This is a genomic window from Meridianimaribacter sp. CL38 (genome assembly GCF_004328055.1).
In the GTDB taxonomy this organism is placed as follows: domain Bacteria; phylum Bacteroidota; class Bacteroidia; order Flavobacteriales; family Flavobacteriaceae; genus Gaetbulibacter_B; species Gaetbulibacter_B jejuensis.
In genome coordinates this window covers 124372-149838 of record NZ_QKWS01000004.1, presented here as the reverse complement: position 1 = coordinate 149838, position 25467 = coordinate 124372, and the positions used below count along the sequence as shown (strand labels likewise).

Here is a 25467-nt window from a genome sequence, read left to right as displayed (position 1 = left end):
AACCTATCAAAAGCTTGACTTTTTTATAAAAACAGTTGAGCTTTTTTGTTATTGATATTCGTTATTGAAAGAATTTATATCTTTATAAAGTTACCAAACATTTGAAAAAAGTAGAGCTCGAAAATAAAATCCAAGAAGCAACATCAAGTTTGATTGATATAGCAACCGATATTTGTTGGAATAAAATATCAAGAAATTGCTTATATATTATGTCGGAAATTGATGAAAGTATCGGAAAAAACTTTTTTGAACATGCGAAAATTAGAAAAAGGATTAATGACAAAAAAGCACCAAAAACGTTGAACAGAATTGTAGCGGAACTATCTACGATTTATGAAAATCTTTATGACATAAACCTACACATTTATAAATCGTTGCGGAATAAAACCATAATTGAAATTCGGTATTTTCTTAAAACTTCACATATAGAAGAGTTTTATCCAACAATAAAGGATAACGAACCAATGTTACATTGCAAAGTTTCAAGACCTTTCTATGTGACAGAATCACCAAATTCAAACAAACCAGAACGAAAATTTGACGTTAATTGGGAGTTAGGTGGAATTAGACACGAATGGAATAAATTTATAGGCAAATTAAAATACCATACTTGGAAAATAAAATATGACCGAAAAAGAAAATACAGGATAAAAAATGAATCCTGAATTAAAATCACTTCTTTCTAAAGGCTTTAAATATTTCTATGGCGTTACTTTGCTTGCTTCTTTTGTAGCAACTCTTATGCTGATTTCATATATATCGGAATGAAAAAAGATATTGATTGGAATGGTGCACTAATTTTATATGGAATTTTAATTCCATCATTATTGATTTTTAGATTTATTAGTAAAAAACTTGAAGAAAAAAACGTTGGGTAACACCGTATATAATCTATTGCTTGTTCTCGCCTACTTACGAAGTTAAGTGTTAACCCTCGCAACTACTCATAGCCGAGACCCTTAAACAAACCCTTCAAAAAATTACTCCAACTTTAACAACACATTTGGGTTTGGACAATTACTTAAATAATAGTCTAAATCTTGTTTTGAGCTTACTCCTGGATAATCACCTACATACTCACCAATATCTTTTATAATTTGAAAATGCAAGTGTGGAGGGTAATCGCCATTTACAGTAGCATCGCCAAGTGTTGCTAATTGTTCTCCTTGTTTAAACTGTTGTCCTACACTTAACTGCTCTATAGACGCTGTACTTAAATGTCCATATAAGGTGTAAAAAATCACTCCATCGATGACGTGCTTTAAAATTATAGTTGGTCCATAGTCTCCAAAATTGGTATTGTTTTTAAAACTATGCACTACTCCATCTAAAGGCGAAAGAATTTCTGTACCAGCAGCAACCCAAAGGTCAATTCCTAAATGAATGTTACGTTCGGTTAGTGGATTTTGTTCGTTAAAATGTGTACTACGTTGGTAAATGTTTCGTATTTCGTTATAACCTCCAAAGGCAACCAACCCATTATGCTTACTTATATGCGCATTGACAAATGCTTCAAGCCTTGACGATGAAGATACATCAACCGATTGCAGCAAGGTATTGTGTTTAGAAAGATCTAAAGGAATGTACTGTGAATTTGAAATTGAAGCATCTAGTACTCGAAGTGGTTTTGTACTAATGCGTTCTAAAAAATCGTGGAATGTGTTTGAGGGCATTTCAAAAAAATATTTCTATAAAAATACACTTTTTTGAAACGTATAGCCTTTATTCAACTGTAAGATTTCTGTTCATACAGAAAGCTTGATTATTGCATTATAACATGGCTAAATTTAGCATTAACCACAATTGTTTTATTACTATTTGGGCTGTTAGTAGAAAACGACGACGTGTTTTTAGCATCTTGCTTTTCTGGATGAGCAAAACGTGTACGATCGCCTTTATACTGCAAGTTGAATGCTGTTTTTGGTAAACTTATAAGCGCATCGCTATTTTCTAACACCAAATTGATATTATTAAACGAGTCGTTGATTTTTGAAATGGTTAAATCTCCAAAACTACCATCAATAATTGCATTGCCATTTAAATTATCGAGACTAATGTTTGATGAGTTTGAATTTAATACAATTCTGTTTACTTGCTTTACATGTGCTTTATCCACATAATTTAGTTTTAACTCACCTTGACTCCAAGTGTCAATTAACACAGGTGAATAAGATACATTGATGGAAGTCTCGCTTCCATCAATGTGATTTGCTACTAATGTAGAGTGTGAAATATCTGCTCTTAAGTTTTTAATAACCGAAGTAAACTTCAACTCACCATGTCTTACGTTTAGGTTTAGTTTAGCATCTTTAGGCATTTTTATTTTAATGGTCTTTTTTACCTTACCACTTCTTGCCTCAAGTGTTCTAGACAGTTCAGCACGACGCTTTTCGTTGCGTTCCATACGCTCTTCAAGACGTTCAGCTAAATGAGCTTGTCTTTCAGCGTGAGCTTTTTGGCGCTCTTCAAAACGTTTTGCAATTTCTGCACTACGCTCTTCCATTTGCTTACCGTGTTTTGCTTCCCATTCTTCCATACGCTTAGCATACTCTTTTCCCCATTGTTTGTCAAACTTCTTGCTCCACTCTTTTAGTTTCACTTCATAATCTTCACCAAACTGCTTACCATACTCTTCTCCCCATTTTTGCATTTCCTTTTCGTAGTTATCAAAATCAACTTTAGAAAATTCTTTTGCCCAAGCTTTCATTTTATCCTTGTACTCTTTTCCGTACTTTTCTTCATACTCTTTACTCCATTTTTCAAGGTATTTTTCACCATCTTTTTTGTAGGCTTCGGTATCAAAATGTACTGAATGAATCCCTTTTGGTAATTCAGGTAGTTTTGGAAGCTTAGGAAGTTTTGGCAATTCCATTTCTGGCATTTCAGGTAGCTCAGGCATTTCGGGTAACTCTGGCATTTCAGGTAATTCAGCCAATTCAAATTCAAGCTCTCGTAAGGCGTCAAATTCGAAATTGTTGTCAAACTCAAATTCAAACCCTTCCATGTTAAAGTTTCCCCATACATTTCGGCTTCCTTTAGAGCTTATACTTACATTTTTTCCTGAACCTTCAACGCTTATATTCCAGTTTTCAAGTGCTTTTTTAAGCTCTTCCTTTGAAAGTTTATCGCTTTCTATATATGCTTCAACCTCAACAAGATCTTTATTCCATGTATCGATTTCAATTTGCACATAGCTTGTGTTTAAATCTATGGTAACGTCTTTATCTACTTTTATAGATTGAGATATTTTATTTAACTGTTGCTGTGCAGTAACACTAAGGGTAGCACACAACATAAACAACATTAATTGTATTGTTTTCATTTGTTCATTTTTATTGCTTTAAGCATTATCCTGACTCATTTCTGAGTCGTTTAAATCTTTTAATTGTTCTTTTAAGCGATACAATAAATTAAGTCTTAATTTTAAGTTATCTATTAAGGCACTTACAGTAAGCTCGTTTGGTCCATTTTCGGTTAATTCAACCGAAAGTCTATCGTACTCTTTATTGAGTTCTTCAAGACGTAGCACATAGCTATCGAACAATTCTTTATTTTCTGAAGTGAGCTTTACGTTGGATAATTCTAAGTTAATATTAGCCAGATAGTAGTCTTCAACCTTTTTTAAATCGGGTGAAATATCACCAAGCGACTTTAAATTAGATACCACTTCTTCCTTACTGTTTGAAGGCTCAATTGGAGGCACATTGTAAAATTTATATGCTCCAAAACCCATCCCAATAAGAATAACAACACTTGCCGCTATTTGCATTATACTGAAACGTTTTTTGATTGTTTTTTGCGGTTGTGCGTTATCTAGCTTCTTTAAAAAACGGGCTTCATGTCCTTTAGGCATTTTTTGATTGGAAACCTTTTGTTCTTCTTTAAAGAGTTCTCTAATATCTTGTTGTGCCATTACTTGTAAGTGTTAACAGTTCTTTTAATTTTACTTTTCCTCTAGACAGTTGCGTTCGAGAAGCGACTTCGCTAATGCTTAAAATTTCAGATATTTCCTGGTGGTCATACCCTTCAACCAAATACAGCATAACTACGTATTTATACTTTTCTGGCAGCTTTTTTATAGCTTCTTTAACTTCGTCTAGTGTTATTGTATCTTCAACAAACCAGTTGTCATCATTATCATCAACTACTTTTAGGTGCACCTCTTCCAACTGCAACAAATGTTGCTTTTTGGATTTAAGTAAATCGATACTTTTATTGATAACAATACGTTTTAACCAAGCTCCAAAAGTAACCTCTGCTTTGTATTGGTGTAGTTTAGCAAAAGCTTTTATAAAGGCTTCCTGAACGATATCTTCAGCTTCCATAGAATCCTTTACAAATCGCATTGCCACAGCATACATACCATCACAATACTGATTGTAAATTTGTAGTTGTGCAGCACGATTATTTTGCTTGCATTTTTCAATAATTTCAACTTGAAACATGCGTTAGTTGATCTTTTGGTTATTGGTTTAGTTCTCTATAAAGACGATACAAAACATACAGTGTTGCAAAATTTACCTCTTTTTTTTAAAATGACACCAAATTATTATAAATGAACGTTAAATAGATAGTCTTTAGTTGTTTTTGATATATCTTTAGCACTTAATTTTAAAATTCGAATTTTTAGGTATGAACACGTTTTTAAAACGAATCCTTATTATTTTAACTTTAGTCGCTGTAGGACTATTTTTATACTCTTATTTTGTTGAAAATATTTTTTCTAAACGCTTGAGCCCAAAAGATAATGTAGAATACAAACTCAACGATTTACAAGTTGAAGTGTTTTACAACAGACCTTCAAAAAAAGGAAGGGAAATTTTTGGCGGACTTGTACCTTATAACCAAGTATGGCGAACAGGAGCCAATGAAGCGACAACTTTTGAAACCAACAAATCGCTTTATGTAAAAGGTATTGCTATACCTAAAGGCATCTATACGCTTTGGACAGTACCAAAAGACAGCTCTTGGCAAGTCATTTTTAATAAAAAACTATATCCTTGGGGAGTTGATGAGCAAATGAAACCAATGAGAGAACCTCAACACGATATACTTGAAATTGAAGTTCCTACTGAAGAGCTCAATACTACTGTTGAACAATTTACCATTGGTTTTGATAATACTACAGGTGACCTTCACCTTACAATGGCTTGGGATAAAACAAAAATTGCCGTACCTTTAACTGTAATCAAAGATTCAATTGAATAAAGGTAAGACATTATAACTTGGCTAAAAACACTAAATCATCGTCTGCTTTACACGAAAAGAAAGGAGTTTCAGAGTCTGAAATTACAAACAAGGATTCTATTGAAACCATAAAAAAGCGAAGACGTCATCAACCTTCTGCCGAAGCATTGGCTCAAGGTATTATAAAAGGTGACATTACATATTTAAGCAGAGCCATAACTTTGGTAGAGAGTTCTAACCCTTTACATTTAGAAAAAGCCAATACCATTATAAAACACTGCTTGCCTTATGCCAACAAATCGGTAAGAATAGGTATAACAGGAGTTCCTGGAGTTGGCAAAAGCACATTTATTGAAGCTTTTGGTTCGCAACTCACAACAAATGGTAAAAAAGTAGCTGTTTTGGCAGTTGACCCTAGTAGCAGCTTAACCAAAGGCAGCATTTTGGGAGACAAAACTCGAATGGAAGATTTGGTAAAAGACCCAAATGCTTTTATACGACCTTCTCCTTCTGGCTCCTCGTTAGGTGGTGTTGCCAGAAAAACCAGAGAAACTATTATTTTATGTGAAGCAGCAGGTTTTGACACCATTATTATTGAAACGGTTGGTGTTGGTCAAAGTGAAACTGCTGTTCATAGTATGGTAGACTTTTTTCTACTTTTAAAACTTGCAGGAGCTGGTGATGAACTTCAAGGTATTAAACGTGGTATTATTGAAATGGCAGATACCATTGTTATTAATAAAGCAGATGGAGACAACCTAAAAGCTGCTAAACTTGCCAAAGTAGAATTCAATAGAGCATTGCATTTATATCCTGCTAAAGATTCTGGTTGGCAACCTAAAGTTACACTATGTAGTGCTTTACAACAAGAAGGTATTGACGCTATTTGGGATATTATAAATGACTATGTTGAAGCAACCCAAAAGAACAATTATTTTGAACATCATAGAAACGAACAAAATAAATTTTGGCTACTACAAACAATTGAAGACCGTTTAAAATCTGATTTCTTTGGAGATTCAAAAATAAAAGAAGCACTCAAATCTCAGCTTGAACTTATAGAAAATGGTAAAACCACTCCATTTGCTGCTGCAGAATATATATTGAGTTTATGAAAAATTGGCTTTAAACCATTCTACTTGAGCTTTTACAGCTTCTAACAATGTAGTTTGCGGATTGTAGTTCAACAGCTTTCTTGCTTTATCGATATTTGCTTTAGTACGCAATTGGTCTCCAGGACGCTTTGGAATAACATTAATTTTTATAGACTTTCCTAAAACAGCTTCAACAGCTTCAATACCTTCTTGAGTAGTATGTTCTACTTCAGTTCCTAGATTAATGATTTCACCATTGACCTTATCTTCATTACCAATTACACTCACTACACCATCTACAATATCGCCTACGTAAGTAAAACTTCTAAGGTGCTTATCGCTGCCTTCATACAACGGAAACGCTTCGTCCTTCAACCCTAAATCTATGAGTTTTGTGTACATTTTTTCAGGACGCTCTCTTGGGCCAATAACAGAATACAACCTTAACGAGCATGATTTTAATTGCTTTTCTCTACTTTTTTGAAGTACTAACTGCTCAGCAGCTAATTTAGTAACACCATAGTGAGATGCTGGTTTTGGTGCAATACTTTCAGGGAAAGTCGCTTCTAAACCATAAATTGAAGAGGTTCCAATATTTACAAATAATTTAAGATTGCTACACTGTAAAGCGTAATCCATTAAATTTTTAGTTGCTAAAATATTATTGCTAAAATAGTCTTCAAACGTAGAAGTTGATGAAATACCTGGTTGAGCAGCATAGTGAAAAATATAGTCGATGTCTTTAGGTAACACTTCAGCAAGGTCAGAATCTCTTAAATCTTTTTTCAAGATTGAAATGCCTTTTTGGGTTAAAGCATCAGCATTTAATTGTTTTAATTCCAGACTGTAATAATCATTAAAATTATCAATTCCTAAAACATCATGTCCTAAAGCTTTAAGTCTTTCAGCTGTGTGAGAGCCAATAAAACCGACTGCTCCTGTAACAAGTATTTTCATTTTATTAGTTTAGAGATTGCAAATTAACAATTATTCCATTAAAAAGAATAATTTCAGTTTAGTTAAAAAACAATACTTTTGTAGCAACTAACTTTTAACAGATGAATTACAAATTCACTATCATAGTTCCTGTTTATAATGAAGAAGATAATTTAGAGAGAGTTGAAAAGGAACTACTAGCTTACACGAAAATCGCTTCCTTACCTACAAAAATTTTATTTGTAAATGATGGCTCAAAAGATAGCAGTCAGCAACTTATTGAAGATATTTGCAATAGAAACGCTGCTTTCAACTACATTTTGTTTGAAGCTAATAGAGGTTTAAGTGCTGCTATAAAAGCTGGGTTTGATTATGCTGACACTGAACTTGTAGGTTATATAGATTCTGATTTACAAACTGCTCCTGAAGATTTTAATTTACTTTTAAAACATATTGACACTTACGATTTAGTAACTGGTGTAAGAGCAGACCGAAAAGATAGTTTTGTAAAAAACATGTCGTCTAAAATTGCTAATGGTATTAGAAGAGCTTTTACCAAAGACGGAATGGATGATACTGGTTGTCCTTTAAAAGTTATTAAAACCGAATATGCTAAGCGTATTCCTATGTTTAAGGGTTTACATCGTTTTTTACCAGCAATGATATTATTGCAAAACGGTAAGGTTACCCAAATTCCTGTACGTCATTTTCCAAGAATTGCTGGTACTGCAAAATTTGGTTTATGGAACCGATTACTTGGACCACTTATGGATTGTTTTGCTTACTTATGGATGAAAAAAAAGTACATCAACTATACAGTTTCTAAACAAGGTTAATGAACGATTGGTTGATATATTGCATAGGTTTTATCGCTCAGATTTTATTCTCTTCGCGCTTAATAATACAATGGATAACTTCTGAGAAACACCAAAAAGTAATAACTCCAACCTTATTTTGGACCTTAAGCTTAATTGCCTCTTTTTTACTCTTTATATATGGCTACCTTAGAGATGATTTTGCCATTATGCTAGGACAAGGGTTAACCTATTTTATTTATATACGCAATTTGCAATTACAAGGCGAATGGGAGAAATTCCCAAGAGTAATGCAATACATTTTACTTGGTGCTCCTACTCTAATTGCCATATATTACTTTAACAACAATGTTATTGATAGAGATGTTTTATTCAAAAATGAAGCTATTCCAACCTGGTTGTTAACCTTAGGTATTGTATCTCAAATTATTTTCACGTTTAGGTTTATTTACCAATGGATTTATTCTGAACGCAAAAAGCAATCGTCTCTTCCTTTTGGATTTTGGATGTTGAGCTTAATAGGTTCTTTGCTAATTCTTATTTATGCCGTTTACAGAAGAGATCCTGTGTTATTTATAGGTCATGGTCTTGGTTTAATGATCTATGCCAGAAATTTATTCTTAATAAAAAAATCAAATGCTAAAGAAACTACAGCATAACCCTATACTTACCATAACAGTACTAGTGCTTTTAATGCTCACTTTTGGCGTACAATACCTTTCAGTAAGTATTATGGAAGCACGTAATTTTATTACTGCCAGAGAAATGCTAACAGATGGTAATTGGCTCCTTACAACCATGAATGGTGAAGCCAGATATGAAAAGCCTCCTTTACCAACTTGGTTAGCTGCGTTTTTTGGGATGATTTTTGGAATAAAAAACCTACTAGCTATTCGCTTTCCTGCTATTATATTTATAGCAATCACAGGTGTTTTTACCTACTTACTTTCTAATAAACTTTTAAATAATAAAAACCACAGTTTAATTAATGCTTTAATTGTAGTGACTTCCTTTTATGTTATTGGAATTAGTATTGAAGCTCCATGGGACATTTTTACTCATGGATTTATGTTAATGGCTATTTATTTTTTATTTCAATACTTACAAGGCAACTCAAACAATTTCAAAGCAATTCTTTTAGCTGGTTTGTTTTTAGGATGCTCAATACTTTGCAAAGGTCCAGTTTCTTTTTATGCCTTACTACTGCCTTTTTTAATTGCTTATGGAATGGTTTTTAAATTCACTGCTATAAAAAAACAGATATTACCATTATTAGCTTTTTTAATTATTGGACTTATAGTTGGTGGTTGGTGGTATTTGTACGTTCGTCTTAATGATCCTGCAACTTTTACTGCCATTGCTGAACGAGAAACAGGAAATTGGTCTAGTTACAACATAAGACCTTTTTACTATTACTGGAGCTTTTTTACGCAAAGCGGAATTTGGACTATTCCTGCTTTTATTAGCTTATTATATCCCTATTTAAAGCGAAGAGTGAGTAATACTAAAGCCTATAGGTTTAGTTTTATTTGGACCATTGCTGCTGTTGTTTTGCTTTCATTAATTCCTGAGAAAAAATCGAGATACTTGATGCCTGTTTTAATTCCTTTAGCTATTAACACTGGTTTTTATATTGAATATCTCATAAGATGCTTTAAAGATTTAAAGGACAAGCGCGAAACTATACCTGTGTATTTTAATTTTGGACTTATTGCCTTAATTGGTTTAGCGTTTCCAATTGTAGGTTATTTATTTTTAGGCGAAAAGCTTTCAGGTTATATGTTTCCTTTTGCTATAGCATCCATAACCCTAGTTTTATTAAGTATACTAATTTTTGTTCAGTTGAAACTAAAAAACATGGAAAAGGTATTTTACCTCACAATTTTCTTTTTTGCTGCATTGTTGATATCTGGTTTACCGCTTTCAAAAGCTTTAATAGACAATAATTACAAGCCTATTTCAAACTTAAAAGAAGACACTAAAAAAGAAGCTATAAACGTGTATGGTTTTAATTATATCTCACCTGAAATGATTTGGCAGTTTGGTGATAAAATCCCAAATATAACTCAAGAAGATGGTACAATAAATTTCCCTAACGAACCAGTGTTTGGAATGCTTGCTAATGGTATAAGCCCTGAACATCAAGAACTCTTACTCGCTAAATACCACATTGAAAAAGTTGCTACTTATGACCTCAACACTTCAGCTAAAGACAGTAAAAGTTATAGAGAACGATTGGTAAACACCTATTATATTCTTACTAAGAAGTAAAGCGTTTAGCTAAGTACTTATTGAGTTTATAAAACCCAAAACCTGATAGCGCGCCAAAAATCATTCCGCAGAAAATATCCAACGGAAAATGCACTCCTATATACACTCTACTGTAAGCCATTGCTGCTGCCCAAAATAGCATTAAAAAGATAAGATACTTGTATTTATGTTTTAACATTAAACCTGTAAATACAGCTACAGCCATTGAGTTAGAGGCATGACCTGAGAAAAAGCCATATCTACCTCCACAAGAAGGCTTTACCAATCGCATTAATGAATTTACGGTCTCGTCATGGCAAGGTCTAAAACGTTCAAAGCCATATTTAAATAAGTTGGTAACTTGGTCAGTAAAAGACACCATAAGTGCTACAACCAAAACAGTTATTAAAAACGTTTTTCGGTCGTGGTTTTTAAACATTAAGTATAGTAAAATGGCATAAAGTGGAATCCAGTAAAATTTTGTGGTATAAAACATCCAAAATCCATCCCAAGACTCAACGCCTAAATTGTTTAAAAACAGGAATAATTCTTTATCGTATTCTATTAATTGGTCTATCATCTAATCGTTGTATTGTTCTATTTCGCTATCGTAAAAATCGGTAGCTGCCTGAATTAAGTTTTCAATTTCAGACTCTAATTCTCTTTGATCGTGTTCATCAAATTCTTCTAACCATTCTACCTCATCATTTTCTAAATTAATAATAAACCTAGGAAAATCGGTATGAATAATATATATAGCATTAGGAAATTGGGTATTGTCTCCAAGTATAAATTTAGGCAGTTCCATAATTATGCTGTTTTAATGAGTTTGTTAGTTAAATAATTAAATCGAATATACAATAAAATTGCTGCAGTTGTTAAACCTGCTAAAAGCCCTAGCCAAATACCAAAACTCCCATAGACTTCTTCTTTCCCTAAAAAATAACTTATAGGAAATCCAATAACCCAATACGAAATAAAGGTAATTATAGTTGGTATTTTTACATCTTGCAAACCTCTTAAAGCACCTAAAACAACAACTTGAACACTATCACTTATTTGAAAAATTGCTGCTGCAATTAAAAGCGTTGACGCGATACTAACCACTTCGGTATTATCAACAAGGTTTACAGCATCGTCATAATCTACATACAGTTTTGGTAGATGATTGTGAAACAAAAAGAAGCAAATACCAAAGCAAATAGCAAGTATTGTTGCCAATAAAAATATAGAAATGGCGATTCTGCGTAGTTCTAAAAAGTTATTCAAGCCTTTTTGGTTTCCTACTCTCACCATTGCAGCAACACTAAGTCCCATTGCTACCATAAATGTCATTGACGATAAGTTAAGTGCAATTTGGTTTGCCGCTTGTGGGTTTTTACCTAGTAAACCACTCAACCATATAGCTGCTGTAAAAATGGCTACTTCAAAAAACATTTGCATTGCGCTAGGTGTTCCTAAATTAATCAGTTTGTTAAGCATTAGTTTATCTAATACAAAAAACTTGATATTAGTTACAAAAGCTTTAGATTTTTCTTTTTTACTCAATAATATCCAAATAAACGCCACCATTACAAATCGCGAAATCAATGTTCCATAAGCAGCTCCTACAATACCCAACTCAGGAAAACCAAATTTCCCAAAAATGAGCAAATAGTTAAAAACAACATTTACAATATTAGCTATCAATGTAGCATACATAGGATATTTTGTCATTGACAAACCATCACTAAACTGCTTAAATGCTTGAAAAACTACTAACGGAATTAAAGAAAAGGCAACCAAATCTAGATATGGAATTGCCAACTCAACTACCTCAATAGGTTGCTTCATTAAATACAAAAGCGGTTTAGCGAAAAACACCATTAAAAACAATGAAATACCTAGTATTGTACATAAAAACAATCCATGTTTAAAAGCCGATTTTCCATTTTTAAAATCATTGGCTGCATCAGCTTCAGCTACAAGAGGTGTAATGGCTGTTGAAAACCCAATACCTAAAGACATAGCAATAAACATAAAGCTATTACCAAGTGAAACTGCAGCCAACTCAGCAGTTCCTAATTGGCCAACCATAATGTTATCAATAAAACTTACAAAAGTATGTCCAAGCATGCCCAACATTACAGGAGCAGCAAGTTTCCAGTTGTATTTGAATTCTTTAGTATAATTAGATAAAACCACCTATGCTTTTTTGAGGTTTCAAAGGTATGCCATAGAAAACTATATAAGAATTTTCCACTGAATATTTTTCAAAAAACCTTTATGAATATTGAATATCAAGCAATTATATAATCAGATTGTTAATAAGTTACTTTAGTATAATTTCTATAAATCAGTTAAAAGCAATATTTTTATCAAAGTTATTTTCAATGTAAATTATCAATGTTTACTTAGTATATATTGAAAATAAAGAAACTTTTTTAGCTATTATTTTAGAGGGATTTAAAAAATTAATGACGTTAAAAAACGTTTCAATAAAAAGAGGGTATTTCTACCCTCTTTTTTTATGGCTTTAGCCTTGTTATAAATTAACATATTTTTAAAATCTGCCAATGCTAAGGTTTTGTAAATTGCTTAAAAGCACAAACAATGAAACACATTACCCTTAGTATCATTTTTCTTTACAGCTTATTTTCGTTTTCTCAATCATCAACTGAAGATGTTATAGAGCCTTTTTTAGAAGACATCGTATCTCAGTTTCCTAATGTTAGAGATTTAGCCATTTCTCCCAACGGAAAAGAAGCAGTATTTTCTGCACAAAGTTTTATGGGAGACATTTCAGCATTGATGATTGTTAGTAAAACTGATACCAAATGGAGTAACCCTGAAATCATCTCATTTTCTGGACAGTATAATGACATCGAACCTTTTTTCTCAAATGATGGTCTTAAGTTATTTTTTGCATCGAACAGACCTATGGACAACACATCTACAACTGTAAAAGATTTTGATATTTGGTATGTTGAACGTGCTTCTACTGAAGCTTCTTGGTCTGCACCTATTAATTTAGGCGCTCCTGTAAATACTGAAATGGACGAGTTTTATCCTGTGGTTACAAATTCAAACAACCTATATTTTACATTAGATAATCCTTCTCTTAAAAGAAAAGACGACATATACATTAGCGAATTTAAAAATGGAGCATATACACAACCTAAACCTTTAAGTGACTCCATTAATTCTGAAGGTTATGAGTTTAATGCTTTTATAGCTCCTGATGAATCTTTTATAATCTATACTTGCTATAATCGTGATGATGGTTATGGTAGTGGTGATTTATATGTAAGCTACAAGCAGGAAAATGGCGAATGGAGTATTTCTAAAAACATGGGACAAAAAGTCAACTCCAACAAAATGGAATATTGCCCATTTGTTGATACTCAAAATGGCATTTTATACTTTACAAGTAAACGATTAAAAATGACTAGCTTTGAAGAAAAACAAAGCATTGAAGATTTAAAAACTATTTTTTACAGCTATGAAAATGGTTTAAGTAGATTGTATAAAATCTCTATTACAAACCTTATCAAGAAATAATTTAATCTATTGATTTTTCTTTTAGGTTTATACTTGCTCACAAATGTCAGTTCGAGTGATTTTTTTGATAAAAAATCGTATCGAGAACCTTTTTAAGCATTAAATTCTTATTCTCGATATAAATTTTACTCATTTTCAATCGTAAAATTCACTCGAATCGACAGAATTTTTAATGAATAACCTAAAACATCTCGTTTTTGATATTTTCTTTGGCTTCTCTGTATTCTTCAACAATATCAGTTACAATTTCAGCTACAGGTTTTATATCATGAATTAAGCCGGAAATTTGCCCAATTTCGAGTTCACCTTCAATAAGGTCGCCTTCAAACATACCTTTTTTTGCTCTTGCTCTACCTAATAAGGTTTTCAACTCTTCAACCGTTGGTCCTTTTTTGTATAGTTCCTGAACGTCGTTATAAAACTTATTTTTCACTAATCGTACAGGAGCCAACTCTTTTAAAGTTAATTGCGTATCACCTTCTTTAGCATCAACAACAACATTTTTAAAGGCAGCATGTGCTGATGATTCTTCACTCGCCACAAATCGTGTTCCTATTTGAACACCATCTGCACCTAAAACCATAGCTGCAAGCATCGCTTTTCCTGTGGCAATACCACCTGCTGCTATTAAAGGAATTTGCAATTGCTCTTTTACCATAGGTATTAAAGTAAGTGTAGTTGTTTCATCTCTTCCATTATGACCTCCAGCTTCAAATCCTTCTGCAACAATTGCATCTACTCCAGCATCTTGAGCCTTTAAAGCAAATTTTACACTACTCACCACATGCACAACAGTTATCCCTCTTTCTTGTAACCAAGAGGTCCAAGTTTTTGGATTTCCTGCTGAAGTGAATACAATCTTCACACCTTCTTCAACAATAATATCCATAATCTCTTCAATATTTGGATATAACATTGGCACATTAACACCAAATGGTTTATCAGTTGCTTTTTTACATTTTTGAATATGCTCACGTAATACTTCAGGATACATTGAACCTGCTCCTAAAAGTCCTAAAACACCTGAGTTACTAGCAGCTGAAGCTAACCTCCAACCACTATTCCAAATCATTCCTGCCTGAACAATAGGATATTGAATATTGAACAGTTTGGTAATTCTGTTTGTCATTTATGATTTAATAAGTTTAAACGTTTTTGATGAGTCTCCAGATTGAAGTACTAACACATACACACCTGAAGCAATTTCAGAACAATCCATTTGTTCTATTGAGTTTGATAGTGTCTGTTCCAAAATTACATTCCCAACCATATCATACATTAAAAAATTAGTAGATTCAAATTGACTAGGAATATGGATATTTAAAAGATTATTTACTGGATTTGGAAAAAGTTTGAATTCAACAATTTCCTGTTCTTGCATTGACAATGCTATGTTATAAGCTAAGGCTAAATCTGGAATTCCGTAGCCTAAAAAATTGTCTGGTGTGGTATATTGTGAAGCAGACATCCTTATGTACTGCATAATTTCGGTATTTGAAGCATTAGGTAATGCTTGCCACAAACATACAGCTCCTCCAGCTAGAATTGGCGAGCTTAATGATGTACCATTATTAGTGATAATTTCATCATTTTCATTAACCACATAAGCTCCTAAACCTTGAGCTACAACATCAGGTTTTTGTGTGGGTTGGATAGCACTTCCTTGAGAGCTAAAAAACGCATAATCTTCGTTGCTATCAACTGCTCCAATAGATAATACGTTTGGCGAATCGGCAGGAGCACCAACAATTACCCAAGCATTTCCACCAGAATTTCCAGCCGATGTAATTACCAACATTCCTTTTTCTGAAGCAATAGTTGCGCCTCTTGTAATAAATGCGGTTTGACCATCCATATCTTCGTTAGTGTAGCTGTAATTAGGATTATCATAAGTTGTATATCCTAAAGAAGTGTTTATGACATCAACACCCAAACTGTCAGCACGTTCAGCAGCTTCAACCCAATAACTTTCTTCAACAGGGTTTTCGCTTCCAGCATCTTCAGTTCTAAATAAATAATACGATGCATCTGGAGCAGTACCAACATACTCGTCTTGCACATAAGCTGCCATTGTACTCAACACTCTTGTACCATGAGTATTTGCTGTATAGGCATATACATTTTCTGTTCTATCCACAAAATCATAACCATCCAATAAATCGCCATTATCTCTCAAGCGTTGAAAAGCTGACATGGTATTAACATTTGTAAAGCCTGCATCTAAAACCGCAACCAGCATACCTTCTCCAGTAAAATCATCTAAATGCAAATCATCTGCACTTATCATTTGTACTTGGTTTTGGGTATTTCCGTAGGTGAAATCGGTTAGTGTTTCTTCTATTTCAAATTTATCTTCATTTTCTGAAAATCTTCCACTTTCAGCATTCAAGCTTTTATCAGCAAAATCGATACTAACTACAAACTCTAAACCTAAAAGCATATTGATGTTTTCAACCGTTCCTCTAACATGAACAGCATTAAGCCATTTAGACTTTGCCATAACCGTAATTCCTGGTTGTGCTTTTAATGTGGTAACATGATTTTCGTTTACAGGAACATCTCTGGCATCTATAATAACACTATGAGCGATCTTTCGGTCTATTGCTCTTTGTGTAAGAATCGTTAACGGATTGCTTATTGCAGTTTCAACATTGTCCTTTTCTTCCAAATACACCCAAGCGTCTTCATCTTGCGCATATAACTGAAAGGCAAAAACTGTAAAAAGAAGTAAAAGTATTTTGTGTTTCATGCGTTGGCATTTGGGAGTATTGCAACTGCAATTTAAGAAATTACTCCTGAACCAACTAATTCATCATTTAAATACCATGCTACAAATTGACCTTCGGTAATTGCAGATTGTGCAGCTTCGAACTCAACGTAAAGTCCACCATCAACTTTATGTAAAATTGCTTCCTGTAAAGGTTGACGGTATCTAATACGCGCTTTCACCTTCATTGTTTCATCAACATTTAAAGCTAAATCTTCACGAATCCAATGCAATTCATCGTTATTGACAAAAAGTGCTTTTTTTAATAAACCAGGATGCGATTTTCCCTGACCTGTGTATATGATATTGTCATCAACATCTGTCTCAATTACAAATAATGGTTCAGCAGTACCACCAACAGCTAATCCTTTTCGTTGACCTTTAGTAAAATAATGTGCTCCTTGATGCTTCCCTACAACTTTTCCATCTGTAATAGAATACTCAATTTTTCGTGATAAATATTGTAGTTTTTCTTCTTCAGAATTAAACTTAGGAGTTTCTTGCTTATACACATCAATAGCTTGTGGTATCTCAACAATAACACCTTCTTTAGGTTTTAATTTTTGCTGAAGAAACTCAGGCAGTCTTACTTTACCAATAAAACATAATCCTTGAGAATCTTTTTTCTCAGCTGTTACCAAATCGAGTTTTGTTGCTATTTCTCTAACTTGTGGTTTTGTTAATTCACCTATAGGAAATAATGCTTTTGACAGCTGTTCTTGCGACAACTGACATAAGAAATAAGATTGGTCTTTATTACCATCAACACCAGCCAATAACTGATAAACTTCTTTACCATCTTTTTGAAGCGTTCCTTTTCTGCAATAATGACCAGTTGCCACATAATCTGCTCCTAAATCGAGAGCAATTTTCATGAAGACATCAAATTTTATCTCTCGGTTGCAGAGTACGTCAGGATTTGGCGTGCGTCCTTTTTGGTATTCATCAAACATATAGTCTACAATGCGCTCTTTATATTGCTCACTTAAATCTACTGTTTGAAAAGGTATACCTAATTTATCTGCTACCAACATAGCGTCATTGCTATCATCTAGCCAAGGACATTCATCAGAAATAGTTACTGAATCATCATGCCAGTTTTTCATAAACAAGCCAATAACCTCATAACCTTGCTCCTTTAATAAATAAGCCGCAACGCTAGAATCAACACCACCTGAAAGTCCTACTATAACTCGTTTCACGATTTTCCTTTAAAATTTGATTTTGCAAAATTACAAAATAAAAAATGGCAACTCTACAAAGTTACCATTATAAAAAATTATGCTATTTATAGTTTATAACTATTGTTGTTTAGGGTTGTTACTCGTTTTTGTAAAATTCTTTTCCTCAGTCAGTTTCCCATTGGTATAATACTTCCAAATACCATGCTTTTTACCACGTTTGTATTCGCCTTGTGCTAATAACTGTCCATCTGCATCATAATATTTTGACAAACCGTGTAACTCATCATTTTCATAACTAAATTCTTTTACTACAACCCCTTTTTCAGAATACCAAGTTGAAATACCTTCTATTTTCCCGTTGACGTAGTTTGTTTTTTCTGCTATTTGTCCATTATCATATAGTACTTGCTTTTCGCCATGTAACTCGCCTTTATCATTATAATATTCAATAGACATGACAGCATCACTTTTATTATGGTAAAACACCCACTTACCTATAAAGAGCTTTCCGTTCATTTTGCCTTCACTAATAAGTTTACCTGTTGAAGCAAAAAATTTAACCTCAGCAATATTGTTGTTAGGGTTAAATGTTTTGGTAGCACTCAATACACTCTTTTTTTGTTTAAGCGTATAGTATTTAAAAACACCTACTTCCTTTCCATGCTCAAACTGTCCTTCATAACGAGGCTCGTTGGTTTTGTCAAAGTTCTTTTTCCAAACACCATGACGTTTCCCGTTATTATCGTATTGATTTATAGAATTTTGCGCAGATAAATTTGCATAAAAAAATGTTAAAATTATAACTGTTATAATATTTTGTTTAAACATTTTGTAAATTTGTTAAACAAACTGACGTTTGTATATGTTGAACATTAAAACTCAAAAAAATGAAAATTATTTCAAACATTTCAAAAATTGCCCTAATACTTTCAGTAGTATTTGCATTTCAATCTTGCAGCAGTGATGACGATAACAATGATGGAGGAACTCCTGAAGAATTAAACATTGTTGAAACTGCGTTAACAGCACCAAACTTAAGTAGTCTTGTTGCTGCATTACAAGCTGCTGATGGTAATCTAGATGTAGTACTTTCTGGTAATGGACCATATACAGTACTTGCTCCAACAAACGATGCTTTTGCAAGCTTCTTATCAGATAATGGTTTTGCAAGCTTAGACGAAGTACCTACCGATGTTTTATCACAAATTTTATTGAATCATGTTATTTCAGCTGACGTAACTTCTACAGACCTGACTACTATGGGTTCTGGTTACACTTCAACAAATGCAGATGGTGTTGGAGGCAACAAGCTTAGTTTATATTTCAACACTTCTAGTGGTGTAACATTTAATGGTATATCTACAGTTACAACTCCAGATATTGACGCTTCAAACGGAACAATACATATTGTTGATGCTGTTATAGGGCTACCAGATGTAGTTACTTTTGCAACAGCAGATCCAAATTTTTCAACTTTAGTTACTGCTTTAACAAGAGATGATTTAACATTTGACTACGTTACAACATTATCAACAGCTAACGGAACAGCTCCTGCTCCTTTTACTGTGTTTGCACCAACAAACGACGCCTTTGGTGACTTATTAGCCGAATTATCATTAAATAGTTTATCAGATATAGATGAACCAACTTTAAAAGCAACATTAGATCACCATGCAGTAGCTGGAGCTAATGTAAGATCAACAGCTTTAATGGACGATATGACAGTTAGCACTTTAGGTGGAGATATTACGGCAAATGTTACTGGTGGAGCGACATTAACTGATATGAATGATAGAGTTAGCAACATTATTACTGTAGATGTTCAAGCAACAAATGGAGTAATTCATGCCATAGATAAAGTAATATTACCTCCTCTATAATTAATAGTGATTGTATTAATTGATTAGTTTTAGTTAGCCAAAAAGCCTTTAAACAAAAATGTTTAAAGGCTTTTTTAGTTATTAATTAGATAATCTTAATTTACTTTCTTCCCTGTTGTTGGCGTTTTTGTTGTTCAGCTTGCTCCATCATTTCTTTCATTTTTCGCTGAAAACGACTTTCCTTTTTAGGTTGTTTCTTTTTCTCTTGAATTTTAGCCAACACTTTATCTTCATCAATGATAAAGTTTTTAATCACTAACATAATACCTATACTAATTAAGTTTGAAATAAAGTAATACAAACTCAATCCTGAAGCGTATTGGTTAAAGAATATCAGCATTAATAATGGTGAAAAATAAATCATGTATTTCATCATCTTTTGCATATCAGGCATACCTTCTTGAGTAGGTTGAGCTGCTACTTGCTGACCTGTAGTCATACGCATGTAGAAGAAAATTGCAATAGCTGCCAATATTGGGAACAAACTCACGTGATCACCATATAATGGAATATTAAAAGGAAGTTCAGCAATGATATCATAAGACGATAAATCATCAACCCAAAGGAATTTTTTCTGACGTAAATCAAAAGCTGTTGGGAAAAACATAAACAACGCATAAAACACAGGAATTTGCATTAAACCAGGTAAACAGCCACTCAATGGGCTTGCTCCTGCTCTTGTTTGCAAGCTCATAGTTTCTTGTTGTGCTTTTAATTTATTGTCTTTGTACTTTTCTCTTATTGCGTCTAATTCTGGCTTAAGAATTTTCATTTTTGCTTGTGACAAAAACTGCTTGTATTGCACAAACGACAATAAAATTTTAACCAAAATAGTCATCACAATAATAGCAATACCATAAGGTAAAAAGCTACTTAAAAATCCAAATAGAGGAATAAATACCGACTTGTTGATCCATCCAAAAATTCCCCATCCAAAAGGAATACTTTCTTCAAGATTTTGGTCGTAAGTCTTTAATACTTTACTATCAGTTGGTCCATAATAAAAACTCATGTTTTCATTAAGCTCTCCACCTTTTACTTGTAATGGTAACTTTGAAGCAAATGTTTTTGTAAACAACGTATCTACATCTTCATCTTCAACTAAATTCTTAGACGTTAATTTTACAGTTTTAAAAGGTGCATCAGATACTAAAATAGAGCTGAAAAAGTGCTGTCTGTAAGATAACCAGCTGACATCTTCAACATCTTCTTCGTCATCACCAGTTTGCGCCAACTTGTCTATTTTTTTACCATCATGCTGATAAGTTAATCGTGTATAACGGTTTTCATATTGAATACTTCTATCATGTCTGTATCCATCAAGTTGCCAGTTTAAATCTATATTTTGAGAACCATTGATAACATCATTTAAACCTTGAGATTTAACGGTAAACCCAATCATATAATCATCAGGTTTTAGCTCATAACGATATTCTAAAAACTTAGTTTCAGACACTTTTAATTTCATAGAAACTATAGTGTTTTCACCATTTTTAGTAACCGATGGTTGAAAATAAAGCTCTTTAGTATTTAGGGTTCTATTATCTGTTGTTCCAAAATTGATATTAAAATCAACATTATTCTTTTTTATTAAATGAATAGGAACAGAATCGTAATCGACAAAGTTTTTCAGCTTAACTTCTGACAAGTATCCACCTTTATTACTAAACTTTAAAGAAAACACATCAGTCTCAACAGCAGTTTCACCATCAGTTGCTGAAGGCAATGTTGCTGCATAAGCAAAAGCGCCTAATTTTAATTTTAATGCCTCTAATTGTGTAGAGTCTTTTACTGAACTATTTGAGTAGTCTTGAGCAGTAGTAGTTAATGTTGCCTCTTGTGCTTGTTGCTTTTTCTCAGCTTCAATTTGCTCTTGTTTTGCTTTTTCTTGTTCGGCTAACTCTTCTTCAGTTGGTTGGTTTTGCCAAAGCATGAATAATAATATTCCGAAAATAAGTATAAACCCAATAACGGAATTAACGTCTAATTTTTTTTCTTCCATAAGTATTTAGTTTCCCCAATTAAAGTTAGGAGTGGATGTCTTTTGGTGTATCAAAAAACTGTCCAATATTATTTTTGTGTCATACTGACACTTTTCTCGTCTTTTTTAAAGTTTAAAGCAGCTTTTACAAATGCTACAAATAAAGGATGCGGATTTGCAACAGTACTCTTATATTCAGGATGGTACTGCACACCAACAAACCAGCTATGTGAAGGAATTTCAACAATTTCAACCAAACCAGTTTCAGGATTAAACCCTGTAGCTTTCATACCTGCGTCTTCAATTTGCGTTTTAAATGCGTTATTAAATTCATAACGATGTCTATGACGCTCTTTTACAGCATTTGAACCATACACTTGTTGTACAATACTCCCATTTATTAGTTCGCAATCCCAAGCACCTAAACGCATAGTCCCACCTTTATCAGTAATATCTTTTTGAGATTCCATAAGGTCAATAACAGGATATTGCGTATGCTCATCCATTTCGGTTGAATTGGCATCTTTTAATCCAAGTACGTTTCTAGAATACTCAATAACTGCCATTTGCATACCTAAGCAAATCCCTAGAAACGGAATATTATGCTCTCTCACATACCTAACCGCTTCAATTTTTCCTTCTATACCACGCTCTCCAAAACCAGGAGCAACTAATACTCCATCTAAATGTTGAAGTTTACTAGCAGCATTCTTTGGTGTTAAAAATTCTGAATGAACAGATTCTACATTTACTTTTACTTCATTTTCTGCTCCTGCATGAATAAAAGCTTCAAGTATTGATTTGTATGAATCTTGGAGTTCAACATATTTTCCGATAAGCCCAATCGTAACTTCTCCTTTTGGGTTTTTATGTCGGTTTAAAAACTGATTCCATTGTGTTAAATCTGGAGTATCACTTTCTAAATTTAATTTTTTAAGCACTACTTTATCCAAACCTTGTTCTAACATTAAGTTAGGCACATCGTAAATTGTTGATGCATCTATAGATTGAATAACAGCCTCTTCACGAACATTACAGAATAAAGCTAGTTTTCGTCTTAAATCTTCAGGTAATTCATGTTCTGTTCTGCAAACTAAAATATCTGCTTGAACACCACTTTCCATTAAGGTTTTTACACTATGCTGAGTAGGTTTTGTCTTTAACTCGCCTGCTGCCGATAAAAATGGAATTAATGTTAAGTGAATAACGATAGCGTTGTCTTGACCTAAATCCCAACGCAATTGACGCACAGCTTCAATATAAGGTAAGGATTCAATATCACCAACGGTTCCTCCAATTTCGGTAATAACAATATCGTAATCTCCTGATTTTCCTAAGATTTGAATACGTTCTTTAATTTCGTCAGTAATATGAGGAATAACCTGAACCGTTTTACCTAAAAACTCACCTCTACGTTCCTTTTCAATAACACTTTGATAAATTCTTCCAGTAGTAACGTTGTTTGACTGACTTGTAGGCACGTTTAAAAAACGCTCGTAGTGACCCAAATCTAAATCGGTTTCGGCACCATCATCGGTAACATAACATTCACCATGCTCATAAGGATTAAGAGTTCCTGGGTCAACGTTAATATAAGGGTCTAATTTTTGGATTGTGGTTCTGTAACCTTGAGCCTGAAGTAATTTTGCCAATGAAGCAGCTATAATTCCTTTTCCTAAGGAAGAACTTACGCCTCCAGTTACAAAGATGTATTTTGTGTTTGTTGTCATGTTGCGCTTTTAAACGCAGGCAAATTTACAAAATTTTAATAGTTATTAGGTAGTGTTTTGGGTTTTAATTGCTATTAAAAATACAATATTATTACATACGTTCAGGAACATTAATTCCTAATAGCCCAAACGCATTTTTAATGGTGTTACCAACTACCTTAGATAACTGTACTCTAAACTGTTTTTCGTTGTCATTATCAGCACCAAGTATAGATACATTTTGATAAAATGAATTGAACTCTTTCACTAAATCATAAGTGTAATTAGCAATTAATGCAGGACTGTGTTGTTCTGCTGCATTTTGAACCACTTCAGGAAACAGTTGAATTTGCTTTAGCAATTCTTTTTCCTTTTCGTGTAAATCAACTGTGACTTTTGTAGACGTATCCACATCAGACTTTCTTAAAATAGACTGAATTCTTGCATACGTATATTGAATAAATGGCCCTGTATTTCCTTGAAAATCGATAGATTCTTTAGGATCGAAGAGAATTCGCTTTTTTGGATCTACTTTAAGGATGTAATATTTTAAAGCACCAAGACCAATGGTTTTGTAAAGTTCTTGTTTTTCTTCTTGGGTATAACCGTCTAACTTACCAAGTTCTTCAGAAATCTCTTCGGCAGTTTTAGCCATATCTTCTACTAAATCGTCAGCGTCTACAACAGTACCTTCTCTACTTTTCATTTTTCCTGAAGGTAAATCGACCATACCATAGCTTAAATGGTATAAGTTTTTAGCCCAATCAAAACCTAATTTTTTGAGGATTAAAAACAGTACTTTAAAATGATAATCTTGCTCGTTACCTACAGTGTAAACCATTCCGCCAACATCAGGAAAATCTTTAATACGTTGAATAGCTGTACCAATATCTTGTGTCATATATACTGCTGTACCATCACTACGAAGCACGATTTTTTCATCAAGTCCTTCATCAGTAAGGTCGCACCACACTGAGCCATCTTCTTTTTTAAAGAAAACTCCTGTTCTTAAACCTTCGGCAACAAATTCTTTACCTAATAAATAGGTTTGACTTTCATAATACAGTTTGTCAAAATCAACACCTAAGTTTTTATACGTAACATCAAAACCCTCATAAACCCAACCGTTCATTTTTTCCCAAAGTGCAACTGTTTCAGGATCTCCAGATTCCCATTTTTGAAGCATTTGCTGAGCTTCCACCAAAATAGGAGCTTGTTTTTTTGCATCTTCTTCAGTCTTTCCTTCTTCTACTAATTGCTGAATTTCGTTTTTATACTCTTGGTCAAACTTCACATAATAATTACCTACCAGCTTATCGCCTTTTAAGCCTGTGCTTTCAGGAGTTTCATTATTACCGTAACGTTTCCAAGCCAACATACTTTTACAAATATGAATACCTCTATCGTTTATAATTTGAGTCTTATACACCTTTTTTCCAGATGCTTTTAAAATTTCAGCAACGCTATATCCTAATAAGTTATTTCTAATATGACCTAGATGTAAAGGTTTATTGGTATTAGGTGAAGAATACTCTACCATTATTGCTTTATCTTCTTCTTTAGGTGCTACCAACCCATAAGTGGTTTGATTGGAAATTTCGTTAAAGAAGTTAAGGTAGTAGGCATCATTGATTTCAACATTCAAAAAACCTTTAACTACATTAAATGCTTTTACCTCATCAACCTTTTCAACAAGATATTGACCTACAGCTTCTCCTATTTGCACAGGATTACCTTTTACAACACGCAACATAGGAAAAACAACAATTGTTATATCTCCAGCAAATTCCTTACGAGTAGCTTGGAATTCAACCGATTCTAAATTAGCGTTATACAATGAAGTTATAGCTTCTTGTACGTGTTTTGTCAATATATCTTGAAGACTCATTTGTAGTTAATTTTTAAGTGTGCAAAGATAGCATTTTTATTAAAATTTTAAGACCCAATGCCGCTTAAATACTTAATTTTAAAGCACAATACCGAAATCTAAATTTATATGGAATGTAAAAAGAGCGATTGACAATTTGCCATTGAAGTCTGCTTTTTAAAATATACTCTTGTTTGAAAAAAATAACAGTCTTAAATTAAGAATGGTAAATTAATTAAGTTTTGTGAAGTCATAGC

The 25467-nt window shown here is 33.1% G+C and carries 23 protein-coding genes; 8 read left to right on the top strand and 15 right to left on the bottom strand.

Going from position 1 to position 25467, the window contains the following annotated elements; genetic code table 11:
* Positions 1 to 101 precede the first annotated feature (101 nt).
* Entirely contained in the window at positions 102 to 665 is a 564-nt protein-coding gene (locus DMZ43_RS10975; protein ID WP_131508216.1) for a hypothetical protein, read from the top strand.
* A 315-nt stretch (positions 666 to 980) separates the two neighbouring features.
* On the opposite strand, the gene DMZ43_RS10970 is transcribed toward DMZ43_RS10975, so the two are convergent.
* From DMZ43_RS10970 to DMZ43_RS10955, 4 genes are all read right to left on the bottom strand, one after another.
* The gene (locus DMZ43_RS10970; RefSeq protein WP_131508214.1) at positions 981 to 1673 is read right to left on the bottom strand and encodes a peptidoglycan DD-metalloendopeptidase family protein; all 693 of its coding nucleotides are present in this window, start codon (positions 1671 to 1673) and stop codon (positions 981 to 983) included.
* A gap of 89 nt (positions 1674 to 1762) precedes the next feature.
* Entirely contained in the window at positions 1763 to 3322 is a 1560-nt protein-coding gene (locus tag DMZ43_RS10965) for a hypothetical protein (RefSeq protein WP_131508212.1), read from the bottom strand.
* A gap of 18 nt (positions 3323 to 3340) precedes the next feature.
* Positions 3341 to 3913, bottom strand: coding sequence for a hypothetical protein (locus DMZ43_RS10960; protein WP_131508210.1), 573 nt, complete (start codon positions 3911 to 3913; stop codon positions 3341 to 3343).
* A complete protein-coding gene (locus DMZ43_RS10955) occupies positions 3894 to 4445 on the bottom strand; it encodes an RNA polymerase sigma factor (protein ID WP_129761381.1) in 552 nt (183 codons plus the stop codon). The genes DMZ43_RS10960 and DMZ43_RS10955 overlap by 20 nt, the downstream gene beginning before the upstream one ends.
* A gap of 187 nt (positions 4446 to 4632) precedes the next feature.
* Here DMZ43_RS10955 and DMZ43_RS10950 point away from each other — a divergent pair, with 187 nt between their 5' ends.
* Together DMZ43_RS10950 and meaB are read left to right on the top strand one after the other, a co-directional pair.
* Positions 4633 to 5208 (top strand): DUF2911 domain-containing protein, encoded by a 576-nt coding sequence (locus DMZ43_RS10950; RefSeq protein ID WP_131508208.1) that lies wholly within the window; start codon positions 4633 to 4635, stop codon positions 5206 to 5208.
* Positions 5209 to 5225: 17 nt separating this feature from the next.
* Positions 5226 to 6302, top strand: coding sequence for a methylmalonyl Co-A mutase-associated GTPase MeaB (gene meaB / locus DMZ43_RS10945; RefSeq protein WP_131508206.1), 1077 nt, complete (start codon positions 5226 to 5228; stop codon positions 6300 to 6302).
* On the opposite strand, the gene DMZ43_RS10940 is transcribed toward meaB, so the two are convergent.
* A complete protein-coding gene (locus DMZ43_RS10940; protein WP_131508204.1) occupies positions 6297 to 7238 on the bottom strand; it encodes an NAD(P)-dependent oxidoreductase in 942 nt (313 codons plus the stop codon). The genes meaB and DMZ43_RS10940 overlap by 6 nt on opposite strands.
* 101 nt (positions 7239 to 7339) lie before the next feature.
* Between DMZ43_RS10940 and DMZ43_RS10935 the strand changes: the two genes are divergently transcribed.
* Genes DMZ43_RS10935 through DMZ43_RS10925 form a run of 3 tightly spaced genes read left to right on the top strand, consistent with a single transcriptional unit; the run spans position 7340 to position 10303 of the window.
* The gene (locus DMZ43_RS10935; RefSeq protein ID WP_129761385.1) at positions 7340 to 8053 is read left to right on the top strand and encodes a glycosyltransferase family 2 protein; all 714 of its coding nucleotides are present in this window, start codon (positions 7340 to 7342) and stop codon (positions 8051 to 8053) included.
* A complete protein-coding gene (locus tag DMZ43_RS10930) occupies positions 8053 to 8691 on the top strand; it encodes a lipid-A-disaccharide synthase N-terminal domain-containing protein (protein ID WP_131508202.1) in 639 nt (212 codons plus the stop codon). The genes DMZ43_RS10935 and DMZ43_RS10930 overlap by 1 nt, the downstream gene beginning before the upstream one ends.
* Entirely contained in the window at positions 8669 to 10303 is a 1635-nt protein-coding gene (locus DMZ43_RS10925; RefSeq protein WP_131508200.1) for a glycosyltransferase family 39 protein, read from the top strand. The genes DMZ43_RS10930 and DMZ43_RS10925 overlap by 23 nt, the downstream gene beginning before the upstream one ends.
* On the opposite strand, the gene DMZ43_RS10920 is transcribed toward DMZ43_RS10925, so the two are convergent.
* From DMZ43_RS10920 to DMZ43_RS10910, 3 genes are read right to left on the bottom strand one after another with little or no spacing between them, the layout of a single operon-like run.
* The gene (locus DMZ43_RS10920) at positions 10293 to 10862 is read right to left on the bottom strand and encodes a phosphatase PAP2 family protein (RefSeq protein WP_131508198.1); all 570 of its coding nucleotides are present in this window, start codon (positions 10860 to 10862) and stop codon (positions 10293 to 10295) included. The two genes, DMZ43_RS10925 and DMZ43_RS10920, sit on opposite strands and share 11 nt — an antisense overlap.
* On the bottom strand, positions 10863 to 11090 hold the full coding sequence (locus DMZ43_RS10915) for a hypothetical protein (protein ID WP_129761389.1): 228 nt from the start codon (positions 11088 to 11090) through the stop codon (positions 10863 to 10865).
* Between the two features lie 2 nt (positions 11091 to 11092).
* A complete protein-coding gene (locus DMZ43_RS10910) occupies positions 11093 to 12466 on the bottom strand; it encodes an MATE family efflux transporter (RefSeq protein WP_131508196.1) in 1374 nt (457 codons plus the stop codon).
* A 408-nt stretch (positions 12467 to 12874) separates the two neighbouring features.
* On the opposite strand from DMZ43_RS10910, the gene DMZ43_RS10905 reads away from it, so the two are divergent.
* Complete coding sequence (locus DMZ43_RS10905) at positions 12875 to 13822, top strand: PD40 domain-containing protein (RefSeq protein ID WP_131508194.1); 948 nt, start codon at positions 12875 to 12877, stop codon at positions 13820 to 13822.
* 181 nt (positions 13823 to 14003) lie between these two features.
* Here the strand turns inward: DMZ43_RS10905 and DMZ43_RS10900 are convergent, their stop codons facing one another.
* From DMZ43_RS10900 to DMZ43_RS10885, 4 genes are all read right to left on the bottom strand, one after another.
* Positions 14004 to 14951 (bottom strand): nitronate monooxygenase family protein, encoded by a 948-nt coding sequence (locus DMZ43_RS10900; RefSeq protein ID WP_129761392.1) that lies wholly within the window; start codon positions 14949 to 14951, stop codon positions 14004 to 14006.
* Positions 14952 to 16571, bottom strand: coding sequence for a S8 family serine peptidase (locus tag DMZ43_RS10895; protein WP_131508192.1), 1620 nt, complete (start codon positions 16569 to 16571; stop codon positions 14952 to 14954). It abuts the gene before it with no gap.
* A gap of 32 nt (positions 16572 to 16603) precedes the next feature.
* A complete protein-coding gene (gene mnmA / locus DMZ43_RS10890) occupies positions 16604 to 17791 on the bottom strand; it encodes a tRNA 2-thiouridine(34) synthase MnmA (RefSeq protein ID WP_131508190.1) in 1188 nt (395 codons plus the stop codon).
* Positions 17792 to 17890: 99 nt separating this feature from the next.
* On the bottom strand, positions 17891 to 18601 hold the full coding sequence (locus tag DMZ43_RS10885; protein WP_131508188.1) for a toxin-antitoxin system YwqK family antitoxin: 711 nt from the start codon (positions 18599 to 18601) through the stop codon (positions 17891 to 17893).
* Positions 18602 to 18660: 59 nt separating this feature from the next.
* Between DMZ43_RS10885 and DMZ43_RS10880 the strand changes: the two genes are divergently transcribed.
* Complete coding sequence (locus tag DMZ43_RS10880; RefSeq protein WP_131508186.1) at positions 18661 to 19653, top strand: fasciclin domain-containing protein; 993 nt, start codon at positions 18661 to 18663, stop codon at positions 19651 to 19653.
* Positions 19654 to 19753: 100 nt separating this feature from the next.
* Here DMZ43_RS10880 and yidC read toward each other — a convergent pair whose 3' ends face one another.
* From yidC to argS, 3 genes are all read right to left on the bottom strand, one after another.
* Positions 19754 to 21655 (bottom strand): membrane protein insertase YidC, encoded by a 1902-nt coding sequence (gene yidC, locus DMZ43_RS10875; RefSeq protein ID WP_131508184.1) that lies wholly within the window; start codon positions 21653 to 21655, stop codon positions 19754 to 19756.
* A 68-nt stretch (positions 21656 to 21723) separates the two neighbouring features.
* The gene (locus DMZ43_RS10870; RefSeq protein ID WP_131508182.1) at positions 21724 to 23364 is read right to left on the bottom strand and encodes a CTP synthase; all 1641 of its coding nucleotides are present in this window, start codon (positions 23362 to 23364) and stop codon (positions 21724 to 21726) included.
* Positions 23365 to 23455: 91 nt separating this feature from the next.
* Positions 23456 to 25231: an arginine--tRNA ligase gene (gene argS / locus DMZ43_RS10865; RefSeq protein ID WP_131508180.1), complete on the bottom strand. Its 1776-nt coding sequence runs from the start codon at positions 25229 to 25231 to the stop codon at positions 23456 to 23458.
* Positions 25232 to 25467 lie beyond the last annotated feature (236 nt).

Coding starts and splice junctions, on each gene's coding strand:
- DMZ43_RS10970 (WP_131508214.1), bottom strand. CDS start 1,673: ATGCCCTCAAACACATTCCACGATTTTTTAGAACGCATTAGTACAAAA.
- DMZ43_RS10965 (WP_131508212.1), bottom strand. CDS start 3,322: ATGAAAACAATACAATTAATGTTGTTTATGTTGTGTGCTACCCTTAGT.
- DMZ43_RS10960 (WP_131508210.1), bottom strand. CDS start 3,913: ATGGCACAACAAGATATTAGAGAACTCTTTAAAGAAGAACAAAAGGTT.
- DMZ43_RS10955 (WP_129761381.1), bottom strand. CDS start 4,445: ATGTTTCAAGTTGAAATTATTGAAAAATGCAAGCAAAATAATCGTGCT.
- DMZ43_RS10950 (WP_131508208.1), top strand. CDS start 4,633: ATGAACACGTTTTTAAAACGAATCCTTATTATTTTAACTTTAGTCGCT.
- DMZ43_RS10940 (WP_131508204.1), bottom strand. CDS start 7,238: ATGAAAATACTTGTTACAGGAGCAGTCGGTTTTATTGGCTCTCACACA.
- DMZ43_RS10935 (WP_129761385.1), top strand. CDS start 7,340: ATGAATTACAAATTCACTATCATAGTTCCTGTTTATAATGAAGAAGAT.
- DMZ43_RS10930 (WP_131508202.1), top strand. CDS start 8,053: ATGAACGATTGGTTGATATATTGCATAGGTTTTATCGCTCAGATTTTA.
- DMZ43_RS10925 (WP_131508200.1), top strand. CDS start 8,669: ATGCTAAAGAAACTACAGCATAACCCTATACTTACCATAACAGTACTA.
- DMZ43_RS10920 (WP_131508198.1), bottom strand. CDS start 10,862: ATGATAGACCAATTAATAGAATACGATAAAGAATTATTCCTGTTTTTA.
- DMZ43_RS10915 (WP_129761389.1), bottom strand. CDS start 11,090: ATGGAACTGCCTAAATTTATACTTGGAGACAATACCCAATTTCCTAAT.
- DMZ43_RS10905 (WP_131508194.1), top strand. CDS start 12,875: ATGAAACACATTACCCTTAGTATCATTTTTCTTTACAGCTTATTTTCG.
- DMZ43_RS10900 (WP_129761392.1), bottom strand. CDS start 14,951: ATGACAAACAGAATTACCAAACTGTTCAATATTCAATATCCTATTGTT.
- DMZ43_RS10895 (WP_131508192.1), bottom strand. CDS start 16,571: ATGAAACACAAAATACTTTTACTTCTTTTTACAGTTTTTGCCTTTCAG.
- DMZ43_RS10885 (WP_131508188.1), bottom strand. CDS start 18,601: ATGTTTAAACAAAATATTATAACAGTTATAATTTTAACATTTTTTTAT.
- DMZ43_RS10880 (WP_131508186.1), top strand. CDS start 18,661: ATGAAAATTATTTCAAACATTTCAAAAATTGCCCTAATACTTTCAGTA.
- yidC (WP_131508184.1), bottom strand. CDS start 21,655: ATGGAAGAAAAAAAATTAGACGTTAATTCCGTTATTGGGTTTATACTT.
- DMZ43_RS10870 (WP_131508182.1), bottom strand. CDS start 23,364: ATGACAACAAACACAAAATACATCTTTGTAACTGGAGGCGTAAGTTCT.
- argS (WP_131508180.1), bottom strand. CDS start 25,231: ATGAGTCTTCAAGATATATTGACAAAACACGTACAAGAAGCTATAACT.